General features: G+C 36.3%; 15 protein-coding genes. 9 read left to right on the plus strand and 6 right to left on the minus strand.

Features of this window, described 5'->3' with window-relative positions:
• Position 1: 1 nt before the first annotated feature.
• Both ACFEMA_RS01790 and purN read right to left on the minus strand, forming a co-directional pair.
• A complete protein-coding gene (locus ACFEMA_RS01790; RefSeq protein WP_411766243.1) occupies positions 2 to 643 on the minus strand; it encodes a viroplasmin family protein in 642 nt (213 codons plus the stop codon).
• The gene (gene purN, locus ACFEMA_RS01795) at positions 636 to 1202 is read right to left on the minus strand and encodes a phosphoribosylglycinamide formyltransferase (RefSeq protein ID WP_411766244.1); all 567 of its coding nucleotides are present in this window, start codon (positions 1200 to 1202) and stop codon (positions 636 to 638) included. Before purN ends, ACFEMA_RS01790 begins: the two co-directional genes overlap by 8 nt.
• A 181-nt stretch (positions 1203 to 1383) precedes the next feature.
• On the opposite strand from purN, the gene ACFEMA_RS01800 reads away from it, so the two are divergent.
• The 5 genes from ACFEMA_RS01800 (at position 1384) to pyk (ending at position 5687) form a co-directional block, all read left to right on the plus strand.
• Entirely contained in the window at positions 1384 to 1617 is a 234-nt protein-coding gene (locus tag ACFEMA_RS01800) for an acyl carrier protein (protein WP_008269813.1), read from the plus strand.
• A gap of 13 nt (positions 1618 to 1630) precedes the next feature.
• Entirely contained in the window at positions 1631 to 2881 is a 1251-nt protein-coding gene (gene fabF, locus ACFEMA_RS01805) for a beta-ketoacyl-ACP synthase II (protein ID WP_411766245.1), read from the plus strand.
• A 7-nt stretch (positions 2882 to 2888) separates the two neighbouring features.
• Entirely contained in the window at positions 2889 to 3632 is a 744-nt protein-coding gene (gene rnc / locus ACFEMA_RS01810; RefSeq protein ID WP_411766246.1) for a ribonuclease III, read from the plus strand.
• Between the two features lie 133 nt (positions 3633 to 3765).
• Entirely contained in the window at positions 3766 to 4245 is a 480-nt protein-coding gene (locus tag ACFEMA_RS01815) for an IPExxxVDY family protein (RefSeq protein ID WP_411766247.1), read from the plus strand.
• Positions 4246 to 4250: 5 nt separating this feature from the next.
• Complete coding sequence (gene pyk, locus ACFEMA_RS01820; protein WP_411766248.1) at positions 4251 to 5687, plus strand: pyruvate kinase; 1437 nt, start codon at positions 4251 to 4253, stop codon at positions 5685 to 5687.
• Between the two features lie 21 nt (positions 5688 to 5708).
• On the opposite strand, the gene ACFEMA_RS01825 is transcribed toward pyk, so the two are convergent.
• Positions 5709 to 6695, minus strand: coding sequence for a hypothetical protein (locus ACFEMA_RS01825; RefSeq protein ID WP_411766250.1), 987 nt, complete (start codon positions 6693 to 6695; stop codon positions 5709 to 5711).
• A 72-nt stretch (positions 6696 to 6767) separates the two neighbouring features.
• Positions 6768 to 7874, minus strand: a complete 1107-nt coding sequence (dinB, locus tag ACFEMA_RS01830; RefSeq protein WP_411766418.1) for a DNA polymerase IV — start codon at positions 7872 to 7874, stop codon at positions 6768 to 6770.
• Between the two features lie 40 nt (positions 7875 to 7914).
• Here dinB and ACFEMA_RS01835 point away from each other — a divergent pair, with 40 nt between their 5' ends.
• Both ACFEMA_RS01835 and ACFEMA_RS01840 read left to right on the plus strand, forming a co-directional pair.
• Positions 7915 to 8580 (plus strand): NAD(P)H-binding protein, encoded by a 666-nt coding sequence (locus ACFEMA_RS01835; protein WP_411766251.1) that lies wholly within the window; start codon positions 7915 to 7917, stop codon positions 8578 to 8580.
• On the plus strand, positions 8571 to 9041 hold the full coding sequence (locus ACFEMA_RS01840; protein ID WP_411766252.1) for a CYTH domain-containing protein: 471 nt from the start codon (positions 8571 to 8573) through the stop codon (positions 9039 to 9041). Before ACFEMA_RS01835 ends, ACFEMA_RS01840 begins: the two co-directional genes overlap by 10 nt.
• Before the next feature lies 1 nt (position 9042).
• On the opposite strand, the gene ACFEMA_RS01845 is transcribed toward ACFEMA_RS01840, so the two are convergent.
• Together ACFEMA_RS01845 and ACFEMA_RS01850 are read right to left on the minus strand one after the other, a co-directional pair.
• Positions 9043 to 9948, minus strand: coding sequence for a type IX secretion system membrane protein PorP/SprF (locus ACFEMA_RS01845; protein ID WP_411766253.1), 906 nt, complete (start codon positions 9946 to 9948; stop codon positions 9043 to 9045).
• 2 nt (positions 9949 to 9950) lie between these two features.
• Entirely contained in the window at positions 9951 to 10901 is a 951-nt protein-coding gene (locus ACFEMA_RS01850; RefSeq protein ID WP_411766254.1) for an endonuclease, read from the minus strand.
• A gap of 61 nt (positions 10902 to 10962) precedes the next feature.
• Here ACFEMA_RS01850 and hflX point away from each other — a divergent pair, with 61 nt between their 5' ends.
• Together hflX and ACFEMA_RS01860 are read left to right on the plus strand one after the other, a co-directional pair.
• Positions 10963 to 12180 carry a GTPase HflX gene (hflX, locus tag ACFEMA_RS01855; RefSeq protein WP_411766255.1) on the plus strand — a complete coding sequence of 406 codons (1218 nt, stop codon included), beginning with the start codon at positions 10963 to 10965 and terminating at the stop codon, positions 12178 to 12180.
• Positions 12181 to 12185: 5 nt separating this feature from the next.
• A complete protein-coding gene (locus tag ACFEMA_RS01860; RefSeq protein ID WP_411766256.1) occupies positions 12186 to 14471 on the plus strand; it encodes a penicillin-binding protein 1A in 2286 nt (761 codons plus the stop codon).
• The last annotated feature ends 16 nt before the right edge of the window (positions 14472 to 14487 follow it).

Genomic DNA, 14487 nt, shown 5'->3' on the forward strand with positions numbered 1-14487 from the left:
ATTACTTCCTCCCAAAATCAGCAGGTATTTCTCCCCATGCTTTGGTTTCCCATTTTACGATAGTTGTTTTATAACTATTGTTTTTTAGCCAATTAACGGCTCGGTCAACCAACTCAAAAACCGGTTTGTTTTTTTTAGTTCTTTCAAGTTTTGTGTTACAGGTTTTTTTTCGCACCCAACTCATAGCTGTTTTGGAATCGGTGTAAATGATACGATCACTATTTTTTTGTTTTAATAATGCCAACCCATGTACAATAGCTAAAAACTCACCAATATTGTTGGTACCTTCCTCAAAAGGGCCTTGAATAAATAGTTGTTTTTTCGTTTTAGTATCGACACCGCGATATTCCATTTTCCCTGGGTTACCTGAGGAAGCTGCATCAACTGAAATGGAGTTTAAGTTTGGTTTACCGATTTTTTTAAGCTGTTCTTCAGTTAGTTCACTTTTAAAAGACTTGGTCTTGCCTACGTAATCTTTGTAGTTGTCTTTAAGGGCTTTTTTTGCAGCTTCAAATGTTGAAAAGGATTTGTATTGCGCACCTTTAAAATCTTTAATTTGGGCCTTGCAATCGTCCCAGGAATCAAAAACACCAGTGTGATGGCCTTTCCAAACGGTATAATATTTTTTCTTTTTTTTACTCACTTAGTGTTTTTTCAACAACTTTTGGAAAATGTTCCATTTCCAATTTATGGATTTTTGAAGCAACGTCTTCAGAAGTATCCGATGGTAAAACAATACATTTTGCCTGAAATATTATTGCTCCTTCATCATAATTTTCATTCACATAATGAATAGTTATCCCTGTTTCACTTTCTTTATTTGCCACAACAGCTTTATGCACATGCATGCCGTACATCCCTTTGCCTCCATATTTTGGCAATAACGCAGGATGGATATTAATTACTTTATTAGAAAATTCTTTCAAAATAAATTCTGGAAACTTCCATAAAAATCCAGCTAAAACTATAAGGTCTGGTTTAGTAGACTTTAAAATATTTAAAACATCCTCTGATTTTGAAAATGCCACACGATTAAATGACAAAGCACTAACATTCAAATTTTTACAACGTTCTAAAACTTTGGCATAAGGATTGTTAGTCAATACCTGAATAACAGAAGCAGTTTCTCTGTTGTGAAAAAACTTTATTAAATTTTCAGCATTGGTTCCAGATCCGGACGCAAAGATTACAATTCGTTTCATGTACAGACAAAGGTTAGTTATTCAAACAAAAAAAAGAATAATTAATTACAATTAGGTCTCAATTAAGAATTACTTATATTTATAAGGCATTATTAAAAACGCTTATTTTATTAGTAAAACTACTTTTTAAAATAAAGTTTTTTATTTTTGCGGTCTAATTAAAACTTAAAATTAAAAGATTATGTCAGACATTGCATCAAGAGTAAAAGCGATTATCGTGGACAAATTAGGTGTTGATGAAAACGAAGTTGTTACTGAAGCTAGCTTCACTAACGATTTAGGAGCAGATTCATTGGACACAGTAGAATTAATCATGGAGTTCGAAAAGGAATTCGACATTCAAATCCCAGATGATCAAGCTGAAAACATTGCAACAGTTGGTCAAGCTATTTCTTATATAGAAGAAGCAAAATAAGAACTTTATTTTTATGGAATTAAAGCGAGTTGTAGTTACTGGTTTAGGTGCACTTACACCAATTGGCAATACTAAGGACGATTATTGGAATGGTCTTGTCAACGGAAAAAGTGGTGCTGCACCAATAACATATTTTGATACTGAAAAGTTCAAGACACAGTTTGCTTGTGAAGTAAAAAACTTTGAAGTCACTGACTTCATCGACAGAAAGTTAGCTAAAAGAATGGATAAATTTTCGCAATACGCTATGGTAGCTTCGGATGAAGCTATCATAGATGCGAAATTAGACGTTGATAAGCTAAATAAATTAAGAGTAGGTGTAATTTGGGGAGCTGGAATTGGCGGGCTGGAAACATTTCAAGATGAAGTGTTAAACTACGCTAAAGGTGATGGCACACCAAGATTCAACCCGTTCTTTATACCTAAAATGATTGCAGATATTGCTCCAGGAAATATTTCTATTAAATATGGATTTATGGGGCCGAATTACACAACTGTTTCTGCATGTGCATCGTCAGCGAATTCGATGATTGATGCTTTAAATACAATTCGGTTAGGACATTGTGATGTGATTATCACAGGAGGGAGCGAAGCTGCCGTAACTATTGCTGGTATGGGTGGATTTAATGCCATGCATGCTATGTCAACACGTAACGATAGTCCTGAGACTGCTTCGAGACCTTTTGACGCTAACCGGGATGGTTTTGTTCTTGGTGAAGGTGCAGGTGCCATTGTCTTAGAAGAATACGAACACGCCAAAGCGCGTGGAGCAAAAATTTATGCTGAGGTTGTAGGCGGAGGTTTATCTTCTGATGCTTACCACATGACAGCTCCTCATCCTGATGGAATAGGTGTTATGGCTGTTATGCGAAATTGCTTAGAAAATGCGGGTCTAAATCCAGAGGATGTAGATCATATTAATACCCATGGAACATCTACACCACTTGGTGATGTTGCTGAGTTGAAGGCGATTTCAGAAGTATTTGGGGATCACGCAAAAAATATCAGTATCAATTCTACCAAATCCATGACAGGCCACTTATTAGGTGCCGCTGGTGCTATTGAAGCCATTGCTTCAATTTTGGCAATGGAAAATGGAGTAGTTCCACCAACTATCAATCACGAAACGGTGGATGAAAATATTGACCCAGAATTAAATTTGGTCTTAAATACTCCTGAAAAACGAGATATTAAAGTTGCCATGAGTAATACTTTTGGTTTTGGCGGTCACAATGCTTGTGTTTTATTCAAAAAAATAGATTAAGTCCCGAATGGGTTTCGAAATACTAAACATACTAAAGTCCCGATCTTCAGAAGATGGGGATTTTTTTTTACAATTAAGAAAGATATTAGGCTTTAAGCCAAAGAAGAAGTCGCTTTACATTAAGGCGTTTACCCATAGGTCTATGAATATTAAAGACAATAAGGGTAATGCTATTAATTACGAACGACTTGAGTTTGTTGGAGATGCCATGTTAAGTGCAGTAATTGCTGCTTATTTATTTAGTCAGGTTCCTCATGGTGATGAAGGTTACCTTACTAAAATGCGATCTAAAGTTGTGAGTAGAGAACACCTTAATGAATTAGGAAAAGACTTAAATCTTATTAATCTATTGGTAAGTAGAATTCCTAATTCTAGTTTTGGCAATAATATTCATGGCAATTTATTTGAAGCATTGGTGGGTGCTATTTATCTAGACCGAGGGTATAAGTATTGTGAAAAATTTATCCATAAAAATGTGATTGAACCTTATGTGGACATTGAAAAACTAGAGGGTAAGGTAATTAGCTATAAAAGTTTGCTTATTGAGTGGTGCCAAAAGGAGAAAAACACATTTGATTATGAGGTATATGAGGATACTGGCAATGACCAACTAAAGCATTTTTCCGTTAAACTAAGTATTAACGATAAAGTCGTTTCTAAAGCAAGAGCCACTTCAAAAAAGAAGGCGGAAGAAAAAGCTTCAAAACGCGCTTTTTTTGCATTTCAGAGACAGATTACCAAGCTGATTTAAGAACGGGTTTTATTACCTAAAACCAACACTTCTACGAAAACGTTTTCGTGATTTTACGATCATAAGTTTCATAAAATCTTAACTTTATAACGCTATTTATGTACTATATTTACGCTGGCGATAAGATGTAAATATGGCATTGCACAAACTATTGATGGATGAATTTTATGATGCAGATTATGTGCTTTTTGCTATTCATTGCCGTTTAGAAGATTATCGATTGGCGTATTTACTTAATCAAAGTCTTAATATAAAATTAGAACGAAATAAGCACGACTTAGACTTCAATTATTTTTCATCGTCATATGTGATTTACGAATGGGAAAACAAAGCAGATTACATCACATGGAACCTTGTGGCAAATGTTTGTAAAAAAGAAAAAGATGGTCTGTACAGTTCTGGTATTTTGTTTGGAGAAAATGATAGAACGGTAAAAACGTATCACCTTATCCCAGAGCTTAAAAAGGTCGATTATTTTATCAAGATTTCTAATGAAATTCAGAATATCAGTGAAAAAAAAATTCTGAGCAAACTACAGGCTATCCCCCAAATAATTACAAGTTATAAAGTAGATTTATCTACAGTAAAACATAAAGAATATTTAATTTTTTAAAGTTAATGATCAACAAAAAGACCAAAATAGTAGCCACTTTAGGACCAGCTACAAGTAAAAAAGAGATATTGAAAGCCATGCTCGATGAAGGAGCAAATGTGTTTAGAATTAATTTTTCACATGCGGATTATGATGGCGTTAAGGAGCGCATAAAAATGATTAGAGAGCTCAACGATGAGTTTGGGTATAATGCTGCTATTTTAGGAGATTTACAAGGCCCAAAGTTAAGGGTTGGTGTAATGAAGGGCGAAGTGGTCGTTGACGAAGGAGATGAAATTATTTTTGCTACCGGCAAACGTTTTGAAGGCACAAAAGATAGGGTTTATATGACCTATGACAACTTTCCTCAAGATGCCAATCCTGGTGAGCGAATTTTGTTGGATGATGGAAAACTGATTTTTGAAGTGGTGTCTACAGACAGAAAATCTGAAGTCAAAGCAAAAGTTATACAAGGCGGCCCTTTAAAATCAAAAAAAGGAGTAAACCTGCCGAACACCAATATTTCACAGCCAGCATTAACCGAAAAAGATATTGAAGATGCCTTGTTTGCTATTGAACAGCAAGTGGATTGGATTGCGTTGTCTTTCGTTAGACATGCCGAAGACTTAATGCAGCTCGAGAAGTTAATTAGTGGCAATAGCGATCATAAAATTCCGATTATTGCTAAAATCGAAAAACCCGAAGCTGTAGAAAACATAGATAAAATTGTGGCGTATTGTGATGGATTAATGGTGGCGCGTGGAGATTTAGGTGTTGAGATACCAGCAGAGGAAGTGCCGTTGATTCAAAAACAACTGGTTCTTAAAGCTAAAAAAGCACGTATCCCTGTCATTATTGCAACTCAGATGATGGAAACCATGATTACGAGTTTAACTCCGACAAGAGCAGAGGTTAATGATGTCGCTAATTCGGTTATGGATGGTGCAGATGCGGTAATGCTTTCTGGAGAAACGTCTGTAGGTCAGTATCCGGTACAAGTCATCCGACAAATGGCCAATATTATTAGAAGTGTTGAGGACTCCTCTTTAATTGAAGTGCCTCACGCTCCACCACACATTAGAACAAAGCGATATATTACAAAATCGATATGCTACCATGCAGCAAATATGGCAAATGAAATCAACGCTAAGGTTATATCAACCTTGACCAATAGTGGTTATACAGCATTTCAAATATCTGCATGGAGACCTTCCGCGTATATTTTAGTGTTTACATCAAACAAAAGAATATTAACTCAGTTAAGTTTGCTTTGGGGTGTACAAGCTTTTCATTATGATAAGTTTGTAAGCACTGATGAAACCGTTGGAGATATCAATAGAATTGCTATAAAAGAAGGCTTTCTCAAAAAGGGGGATATGGCAATAAGTTTAGCATCAATGCCAATTTCAGAAAAGGGGATGGTTAATACACTAAGGGTAAGGGAAATCACCAACGTTAAATAAAGACCAGTCTTTTTTGTTTTTCTAAAGGTTGCTCAAGACAAGTTGAAAATCGACTTTGTATATTTTGCTTGATCCGTCATCGTATCTGTTGAGCTCTTTCATTAAATCCTGCGTTTTAACAAATCCTGAATCTGGTTTTTGCAAACCCGAACGGCGGCTTGTAAAGTACAACGTTTGAGTCTCCAAATTTACGTAGGGGCAAAAGTCGATTTGCTTAGAATTTACGGCCTTTCCTAAATTTTCAGCCCCTTGCCATTGGCCATTTACTTTTTTACTTAGATAAATGTCTCCACTACCAATTCCATCTGGTCGACGCCATCCACTAAATAAAATAAAGGATTCGTCTGGCGAAACGTACGCATTAAATTCCGCACCTTTAGTGTTTATAGAATCACTTAATTGTTCTGGATTGGAGTACGTATTATTTTCCCATTTGCTAATAAATATATCATCACCAGGTCCTGTTTCTTCAGTAATTGCTGTAAAGTATAGATTTTTGGAGTTGGTAATTGCGGGATAAAATTCATCAGCGTTTGTATTTACTGGAGCACCAACATTAATGGGTTTTGACCACGAATCGCTTGTAGACTTTCGTTCAACATACCAAATATCAAAATCTTTAGTGCTGGTACTATCTTGAGAAACAGGACGATTTGATGAAAAGTATAACCTTAAGTTATCTGGAGAAAAGTAAGCCTCTAAATCTGAGTAACGACCAGAAAATGTAGTAATCTCTGGGGATGACCATTTACTATTGTCCTTTAAAAGTTTCATGATAACAGAGACTTCGCTTAAAGGGGTTTGTAATGTAAAATAAGCTTCATCCTCTGTAGAATTGATTGTAAAATCTCTAATACTTTTGAATTTTGAAAAAATTTCTGGAGCTACTGGCTGAATAGTATCGTTAATAATCAGATCTTGTGGTTCTTCCGTTGTCAGTCCTTCATTTTTTGAATTATTACAGGATGATACTAAAATGATTAGGAAAAGAAATTTTATGAGCTTCATGTTTAGAAGATTGATGAGTGACTTAAAATTAAGAATTTAAATTCAATTCTTTTGCTTGTGACCAGTTAGTGATTAAAAATCAAACCTTAACTGAACACTAATTGATTTTTCTTGAGGCTTTTCGACGTTTTTTTTGTCTTCAGTATTTAAGTTAGAGAGTGAAATTCCTAAGAGCCGTACAGAATTTTTTAAGCTGTCTTGGTATAAAAGCTCTTTAGCATATTCAAGAATAAGAGCACTATCATTTATAAAATGCGCTATGGTTTTACTACGTGTTTGAAGTGTAAAGTCACTATACTTAATCTTTAAAGTAATGGTTTTACCAGCAACATTACCCTTTTTAAGTCGTCTTGAAACTTCGGCTGCAATATGCTCTAATTTCTCGAGCATAAAAATTTCGGACGATAAGTTTTCACTAAAGGTGCGTTCGGCTGCCAGGGATTTTCTAATTCGATTAGGCTTTACAGGGCTGTTATGAACACCCCTAACCACATGGTAATAGTAACTTCCTGATTTTCCGAATTTTTCATCAAGAAATTCTAATGATTTTGATTTTAAGTCCTTACCGGTAAATATGCCAAGTTGGTACATCTTTTCAGCCGTGACTTTGCCAACACCATAAAACTTACGAATATCTAAATCTTCTAAAAACTGTAAAACCTCTTCGGGATTAACTGTTTTTTGTCCATTAGGCTTATTATAATCACTGGCAACTTTGGCGATAAATTTATTGATAGAAATACCTGCTGAGGCTGTTAAACCAACTTCATTAAAAATACGATGCCTAATCTCTTTTGCAATAAGTGATGCACTTGGGTGACCTTTTTTGTTTTCCGTAACGTCTAAATAAGCTTCATCTAAGGAAAGCGGTTCGACCAGATCTGTATAATCGAAAAAAATTGCTCGAATCTTATTTGAAATCTCTTTATAGCGTTCAAAATCCGTTCGTACAAAAATAAGATTAGGACAAAGCTTTTCCGCTAAGCGACCAGACATGGCACTTTTTACACCAAACTTACGCGCTTCGTAACTTGCTGCACTAATTACACCCCGTTTTCCACCGCCACCAACAGCAATGGGTTTACCTCTAAGTTCGGGGTTATCCATTTGTGCTACGGACGCATAAAATGCATCCATATCCACATGGATGATCTTTCTAATGTTAATAGGTTCGTCCATCATTCAAATTTATAATATCTTTATATAAACCAATGTATCTATGGGTAAAACGGCACTAATTTTAGGTTCTACAGGTTTAACGGGCGGTTGGTTGTTAAAACTGTTATTGAACGATGCAAGATATTCTGAAATTAGATTGTTTAATAGAAACAGCATTGAAATCTCACATCCAAAGATTACAGAATATATTGTAGACCTGATGGATTTAGAGTCGCATAAAGACACTTTTGAAGCTGACGAAGTTTTTTGCTGTATTGGTACCACTAAAACCAAAACACCTGATAAAGAACTTTATACAAAAATAGACTACGGTATACCTGTTACCGCTTCAAAATTGTGCAAGGCTAATAAAATTAAGACGTTTGTAGTCATGTCTTCCTTGGGGGCAAACCCAAAGAGTTCTGTATTTTATAATCGGACAAAAGGAAAAATGGAAGATGATGTGTTAAAACAGGATATTGAAAACACTTATATTGTTCAACCTTCACTAATTGGTGGTGAACGGGAAGAAAAACGAATCGGGGAATCTATAGGCAAAATACTCATGAAGGTCATTCGCCCATTCTTATTTGGGCCACTTAAAAAATACCGAATCATTCACCCACAAACGATTGCAAAAGCCATAATAAGTTTGGCAAATGCCACACCTGCTTCAGGAATCTATAAATCTGATGTTCTTAAAACCTGGTCTAATTCATGGCAATAGAAATTGAACGAAAATTTTTAGTAACATCCAATGATTTTATGGCTCAGGCTGTAAGATCTTATACTATCAAACAGGGGTTTTTAAATCGAGATCCAGAACGTACTGTGAGGATTCGTTTAAAAGATGACGAAGGAATTTTAACCATAAAAGGGAAATCTTCAGAAAATGGATTATCTCGATTTGAATGGGAAACGCCACTTAAAAAAGAAGACGCGGAAGGCTTATTGTTGCGATGCGAAAAGGGGATCATTGACAAAAAGCGTTATGAAATCCCAGTGGGTAAACATATCTACGAAGTGGATGTATTTTATGGGGATAATGAAGGTTTGATTTTAGCAGAAGTAGAGTTACAGACCGAAAATGAGTCTTTTGAAAAACCATCTTGGTTAGGTAACGAAGTGACTGGGGATACAAAATATTACAATTCTCAATTGAGTAAAAAGCCTTTTAAAAGTTGGTAGTTTAAAAAAACCGTGGCGATTTAATTCTTCTGTCATCTGATGTATCGAACTGATATAAAATAAAGACCTCATGAGATGAGGGTGCAAAAGGTTGGATGTCCGAAACAATGGCATCGTAAGCATAACCAATCTTCAGGTTTGGCTGAACTGCAAAATTTACCAACGCAGAAAAAGAATCATCATAACGGTAAGATGCGCCAAGTTCTAATGTGTCGTAAAGGAGTGTATTTAGATTTAAATCAAATGATGTAGAGGCTTCAAAAGCAGATTTCACCAAAAAAGAAGGTTTCAATTTTACGGTTTCGGATAGTGAAAACACATAACCCCCAGTAAAGAAAAAATGTTGTGTTTCGGTTCCTAATCGGTTGTTGTTTGCGTTGAGGTGAACTGCATTCAAAAAATTAGGGATTGAAAATCCTGCGTAATAGTTATCAGAATAAAAAAATAAACCCGCCCCAAAATTGGGTGTTGTGCTATTAACCCTTTCATTAAAAAAGGGGTCATTAGGATCGAAAACCGTTAGTGTATTTGTGCCAATATTATGAAATGTCGCCCCGGCTTTTATGCCGAAAGCTAGGTTGTGCGTTTCGTTAAGTTCAATAGTGTAGGACAAATCAGTATAAAGATTGGTTTCCTTAACGGGCCCAATTTGATCTGCGATTACTGATAACCCAACGCTTATTTTTGAACTAAGAGGCGAATGTCCAAAAAGTGTTCCTGTTTCTGGTGCTCCGTCAAAGCCTGTCCATTGGTTTCTGTATAAAACCCCTACAGAAAGGCTTTCGTTTAAACCTACATAGGCAGGATTAACCACTTGCATGGCATACATATAATTGGTGTATTGCGGATCTTGCTGTCCAAAAACGGCGAGTGGTAATAGAATAAAAATAAAACAACGCCAAAGCATGTTTAAGATTTTTGTTTCACTTCAATATACACAGGGAAATGGTCACTATAACCACCTTTATAGCGTTTGCCAACGTAAGTCCTAAACGGTTCTCCTTTGTATTTACCATGATACTGTGTCAAAAATTTTGAATCGAATATATTGGCCTTTTTAAAGTCCAGTGGTGAATCATTAGCATCAAAAAAATTGACTGAAAATAAGATTTGATCAAAAAGATTCCATTCCGAATAGTGGGCCTGACTTCCCCGTTCTTCTGTCCATAAGGTTTTAAAAGGATTATAAAGGCTCGATGTTTGCTCTATGCGTAACACACTGTTATTATCCGGGTTGTCATTAAAGTCACCCATGACAATAACTTGAGGGTTTGAGTATGTATTTTGTAGTTGGGCAATAATGCTATTTACCACTTCGGCACCAGCCAAGCGCTTGTATTCTGTTTCTAGAACCCCTTCGCGACGAGAAGACCAATGGTTAACGATAATATGAACCAATGAACCATCCAATTCACCTGTCACTAAAAGCACATCTCTTGTAAAATCTCGTTCTCCTAACTCATTTTCTAAATGAATGGTATAAGGTTCTGATGTAAGCACTTTAAATCGATTTTTATCGTAAATAAAAGCCACATCAATGCCTCGTTCGTCGGAGGAATCGTAATGAACAATACCGTAGTCGTAATGTTTCAGATATTTGCTTTGTATTAAATCTGAAACAACTTTTTCATTTTCAACCTCGGCTAACCCAACAATTACAGGCGGTAGATCGACATCATCGTTTCCAATTTGCGAAATAACCTGCCCTAGCTTTCGTAATTTTTTCTGATAGCGTTTGTCCGTCCAGCGTTTAGCAGAATAAGGCAAAAAATCGTCGTCATTTGTATGAACGTCATCAACAGTATCAAAAAGGTTTTCTATGTTGTAAAAAGCGATGGTGTAGTGGTTATAATCAGTCATAAGGTTAAATATAAGTCATTATGCGTTAATTTGAGTTTAGCTAATTGTTTAACTTTGTAGCATGTTAGAAAAAAAGGATATTAATTTAGAGAAAGCCGTATTGGTCGGAGTGATTACGCAGGAACAGGATGAGGAAACGTCGAAAGAATATCTTGATGAGTTAGAGTTTCTAACCTATACCGCAGGTGGAGAAGTTTTAAAACGATTTACACAGAAAGTAGATATGCCAAACCCTAAGACTTTTATAGGGTCTGGTAAGATGAACCAAGTAAAAGAGTTTGTGGATGAACACGAGGTCGGCACTGTTATTTTTGATGATGAACTTTCACCCGCACAAGAACGGAACATCAGCAAGATCTTAAATTGTAAAATACTAGACCGTACCAATCTCATCCTCGATATTTTTGCTCAACGGGCACAAACTAGTTATGCACGCACACAAGTAGAGTTAGCGCAATGTGAATATTTGTTGCCACGATTAAAAGGGATGTGGACGCACCTTGAGCGACAAAAAGGTGGTATTGGTATGCGTGGTCCTGGTGAGACTGAGATAGAAACCGATAGACGGATTGTACGTGATAAAATAGCCTTGCTAAAAGCCAAGATAAAGACTATTGATAAGCAAATGGCCGTACAGCGTGGTAATCGTGGTAAATTGGTGAGAGTAGCACTTGTCGGTTATACCAATGTTGGGAAATCGACGTTAATGAATGTCATTTCGAAAAGTGATGTGTTTGCAGAGAATAAACTTTTTGCAACATTAGATACAACTGTACGTAAAGTGGTTATTGGTAACCTTCCATTTTTAGTCAGTGATACGGTTGGGTTTATTAGAAAATTACCGACACAGCTAGTTGAATCTTTTAAAAGTACGTTGGATGAGGTTAGAGAAGCAGATTTGTTGCTTCATGTGGTGGATATTTCACACTCCAATTTTGAAGAACATATCGAATCCGTGAATCAAATCTTGGATGATATTGAAAGTAAGGATAAGCCAACGATCATGGTATTCAATAAAATAGATGCTTACGAACCAGAACCTTACGACGAAGATGATTTAATCGAAGTACGCACCAAGGCCAATTATTCGTTAGAAGAATGGAGAAAAACGTGGATGGGTAGATTAGGGGATAATGCCTTGTTCATTTCTGCAATCAATAAGGAAAACATGGACGAATTTAGAAAGCGCGTTTATAAAGAAGTTCGAGAAATCCATGTCACACGCTTTCCGTACAACAACTTTTTATATCCAGACGTTGAAGAGATAGATTCAATTTAAAACGGATGAATCCATTTCTAAAACAGCTAAAAAATCATCCTGCTTTTGTTTGGGTTACTAAACGAATGCAAAACAAATGGATTCGATGGACATCTATTGGTGTTGCATCTTGTTTGCTTTTCGGAATTCTATTTTACCTAAGCATATATTTTGGAGCATTTGGTAAATTGCCTACGACTGAAGAACTGAGCTCTATAAGCCAGGAAGAATCAACACAACTTTTAGATAGAAACGAGGAACTCATCGGTAAGTATTTTATTTACGATCGGCAACCTATAGACTATGACGACTTCCCACAACATCTCATCGATGCCCTTGTAGCAACTGAGGATGCCCGTTTTTATGAACATGATGGTGTCGATAACATGAGCTTGCTGAGAGTCTTTATTAAGAATCTCATTCTACAAGATAAATCTGCAGGTGGCGGAAGCACAATTACCTTACAATTAGCCAAGAATTTATTCGGACGTAAAAACTATTGGTTACTAAGTACCCCAATCAATAAAATAAAGGAATCCATTACAGCAAAACGAATCGAAAATATCTATTCAAAGGAAGAGATATTGACACTTTATCTCAACACTGTTCCGTTTTCAGATAATACCTATGGGATTGAAAGTGCGTCCCAAAAATTTTTCAATACATCGGCCAAAGACCTAACAGTGTCCGAAGCAGCACTTTTAGTGGGCACCTTAAAGGCTAACACGTATTATAACCCAAGATTACATTTAGAGAGAAGTATTGGGCGCCGAAACGTGGTCTTAGAACAAATGGCAAATTATGGCTATTTAGAAAAAGATTCCGTGAGTGTTTATAAAGCGCAGGAGATTATATTGGATTACAAGCCTTATAGCCACGACCAAGGTATTGCTCCTTATTTTAGGGAAGCTATAAAAAAGCAGTTAGTATCTATTTTAGATACTTTAAAAAATCCTGAAGGCGGCAGTTATAACTTGTATAAAGACGGTTTGGTGGTCCATACCACATTAGACTATAAGATGCAGCAATACGCTGAGACATCCATGAAAGAGCATATCACAAAACTTCAAAAAGCATTTGAAGCTGCTTATGGTAATTCAGCACCGTGGCTAAAAAGTAAAGACATGGTAAAGAACATGTTGAAACAATTGCCTCAATATAAAAACTTAAAATCGCAGGGACTATCAGAAGAGCAGATTCAGGACTCCTTAAATGTGAAGCGGAATGTTGAATTATTCAATTGGGAAGGGGATACCATACAATCCATTACAGTAGCAGACAGCTTACAGCACTATTTAAAATTTTTAAATGCTGGGATGTTGTCGATTGATCCATCTTCTGGTGCTATAAGAACGTATATCGGAGGTATTGATTATCGGTTTTTTAAGTACGACCATGTATCACAGAGTGAAAGACAAGTCGGTTCAACATTTAAGCCTATCGTTTATGCTGCTGCTATAGAAAACGGCATGAAACCCTGCACGAATTTTTCACCTTCAGAGGTAACATACACCAATTATGAAGATTGGACGCCAAGTAATTCGGGAGAAGATGAAGAAGATCCGCATATTAATTATTCACTTGAGAAAGCATTGAGTAAATCGGTTAATACTATTTCGGTAAAGGTGTTGGATAAAACAGGATTGCCAAGCGTTATAGAGCAAGCAAAGAAAATGGGCATTACAAAAGATTTGCCCAACGAACCTTCATTAGCCTTGGGTACGGCAGAATTAAGTGTTGCGGATTTGGCATCGGCATACTCGAGTTTTGTTAATAATGGGGTTGCCGTAAAACCGTTTGGAATCACTAAAATAGAAGATAAAGAAGGTAACATCATTGCAGAATTTGAACCTAAGATTGCGAGTGTTAAAGCATTCAGTGATTATACACGTGAGGTGCTTATTGAATTTATGAAAACCACAGTTAACGAAGGTACTGCCACACGATTGAGAAGTACCTATGGTTTACAAAACGCTATCGCTGGAAAAACAGGCACCACACAAGACAATAAAGATGGCTGGTTTGTGGTATTGACGCCTAATTTAGTGACGGTAACTTGGGTTGGTAATGACAACCACCAAATAGGGTTTAGGACAACAGGTCAAGGCCAAGGCGCAAATTCAGCACTTCCTATTTTTGCAAAGTTTTATCAAAAGCTGAACAGAGATAGGACTTTTAAAGAAATAACCTCTGCAAATTTCGGGAGAACAAGTGAAACCGTTTTAGAGGATTTGGATTGCGAACCAGAAACCCGTGATGGATTTTTTAAGCGCTTGTTTAAAAAGCGGGATAAGGAAAAGGAGTTTAATTAGCAGAAATATAAAAGAC

The sequence above is a fragment of the Winogradskyella sp. A3E31 genome (assembly GCF_046720935.1).
Lineage (GTDB): Bacteria > Bacteroidota > Bacteroidia > Flavobacteriales > Flavobacteriaceae > Winogradskyella.

What these genes read in the sequence shown, in the direction of transcription:
- purN (WP_411766244.1), bottom strand. Translation starts at nt 1,202, where the DNA reads ATGAAACGAATTGTAATCTTTGCGTCCGGATCTGGAACCAATGCTGAA.
- ACFEMA_RS01800 (WP_008269813.1), top strand. Translation starts at nt 1,384, where the DNA reads ATGTCAGACATTGCATCAAGAGTAAAAGCGATTATCGTGGACAAATTA.
- fabF (WP_411766245.1), top strand. Translation starts at nt 1,631, where the DNA reads ATGGAATTAAAGCGAGTTGTAGTTACTGGTTTAGGTGCACTTACACCA.
- rnc (WP_411766246.1), top strand. Translation starts at nt 2,889, where the DNA reads ATGGGTTTCGAAATACTAAACATACTAAAGTCCCGATCTTCAGAAGAT.
- ACFEMA_RS01815 (WP_411766247.1), top strand. Translation starts at nt 3,766, where the DNA reads ATGGCATTGCACAAACTATTGATGGATGAATTTTATGATGCAGATTAT.
- pyk (WP_411766248.1), top strand. Translation starts at nt 4,251, where the DNA reads ATGATCAACAAAAAGACCAAAATAGTAGCCACTTTAGGACCAGCTACA.
- ACFEMA_RS01825 (WP_411766250.1), bottom strand. Translation starts at nt 6,695, where the DNA reads ATGAAGCTCATAAAATTTCTTTTCCTAATCATTTTAGTATCATCCTGT.
- dinB (WP_411766418.1), bottom strand. Translation starts at nt 7,874, where the DNA reads ATGGACGAACCTATTAACATTAGAAAGATCATCCATGTGGATATGGAT.
- ACFEMA_RS01835 (WP_411766251.1), top strand. Translation starts at nt 7,915, where the DNA reads ATGGGTAAAACGGCACTAATTTTAGGTTCTACAGGTTTAACGGGCGGT.
- ACFEMA_RS01840 (WP_411766252.1), top strand. Translation starts at nt 8,571, where the DNA reads ATGGCAATAGAAATTGAACGAAAATTTTTAGTAACATCCAATGATTTT.
- ACFEMA_RS01845 (WP_411766253.1), bottom strand. Translation starts at nt 9,948, where the DNA reads ATGCTTTGGCGTTGTTTTATTTTTATTCTATTACCACTCGCCGTTTTT.
- ACFEMA_RS01850 (WP_411766254.1), bottom strand. Translation starts at nt 10,901, where the DNA reads ATGACTGATTATAACCACTACACCATCGCTTTTTACAACATAGAAAAC.
- hflX (WP_411766255.1), top strand. Translation starts at nt 10,963, where the DNA reads ATGTTAGAAAAAAAGGATATTAATTTAGAGAAAGCCGTATTGGTCGGA.
- ACFEMA_RS01860 (WP_411766256.1), top strand. Translation starts at nt 12,186, where the DNA reads ATGAATCCATTTCTAAAACAGCTAAAAAATCATCCTGCTTTTGTTTGG.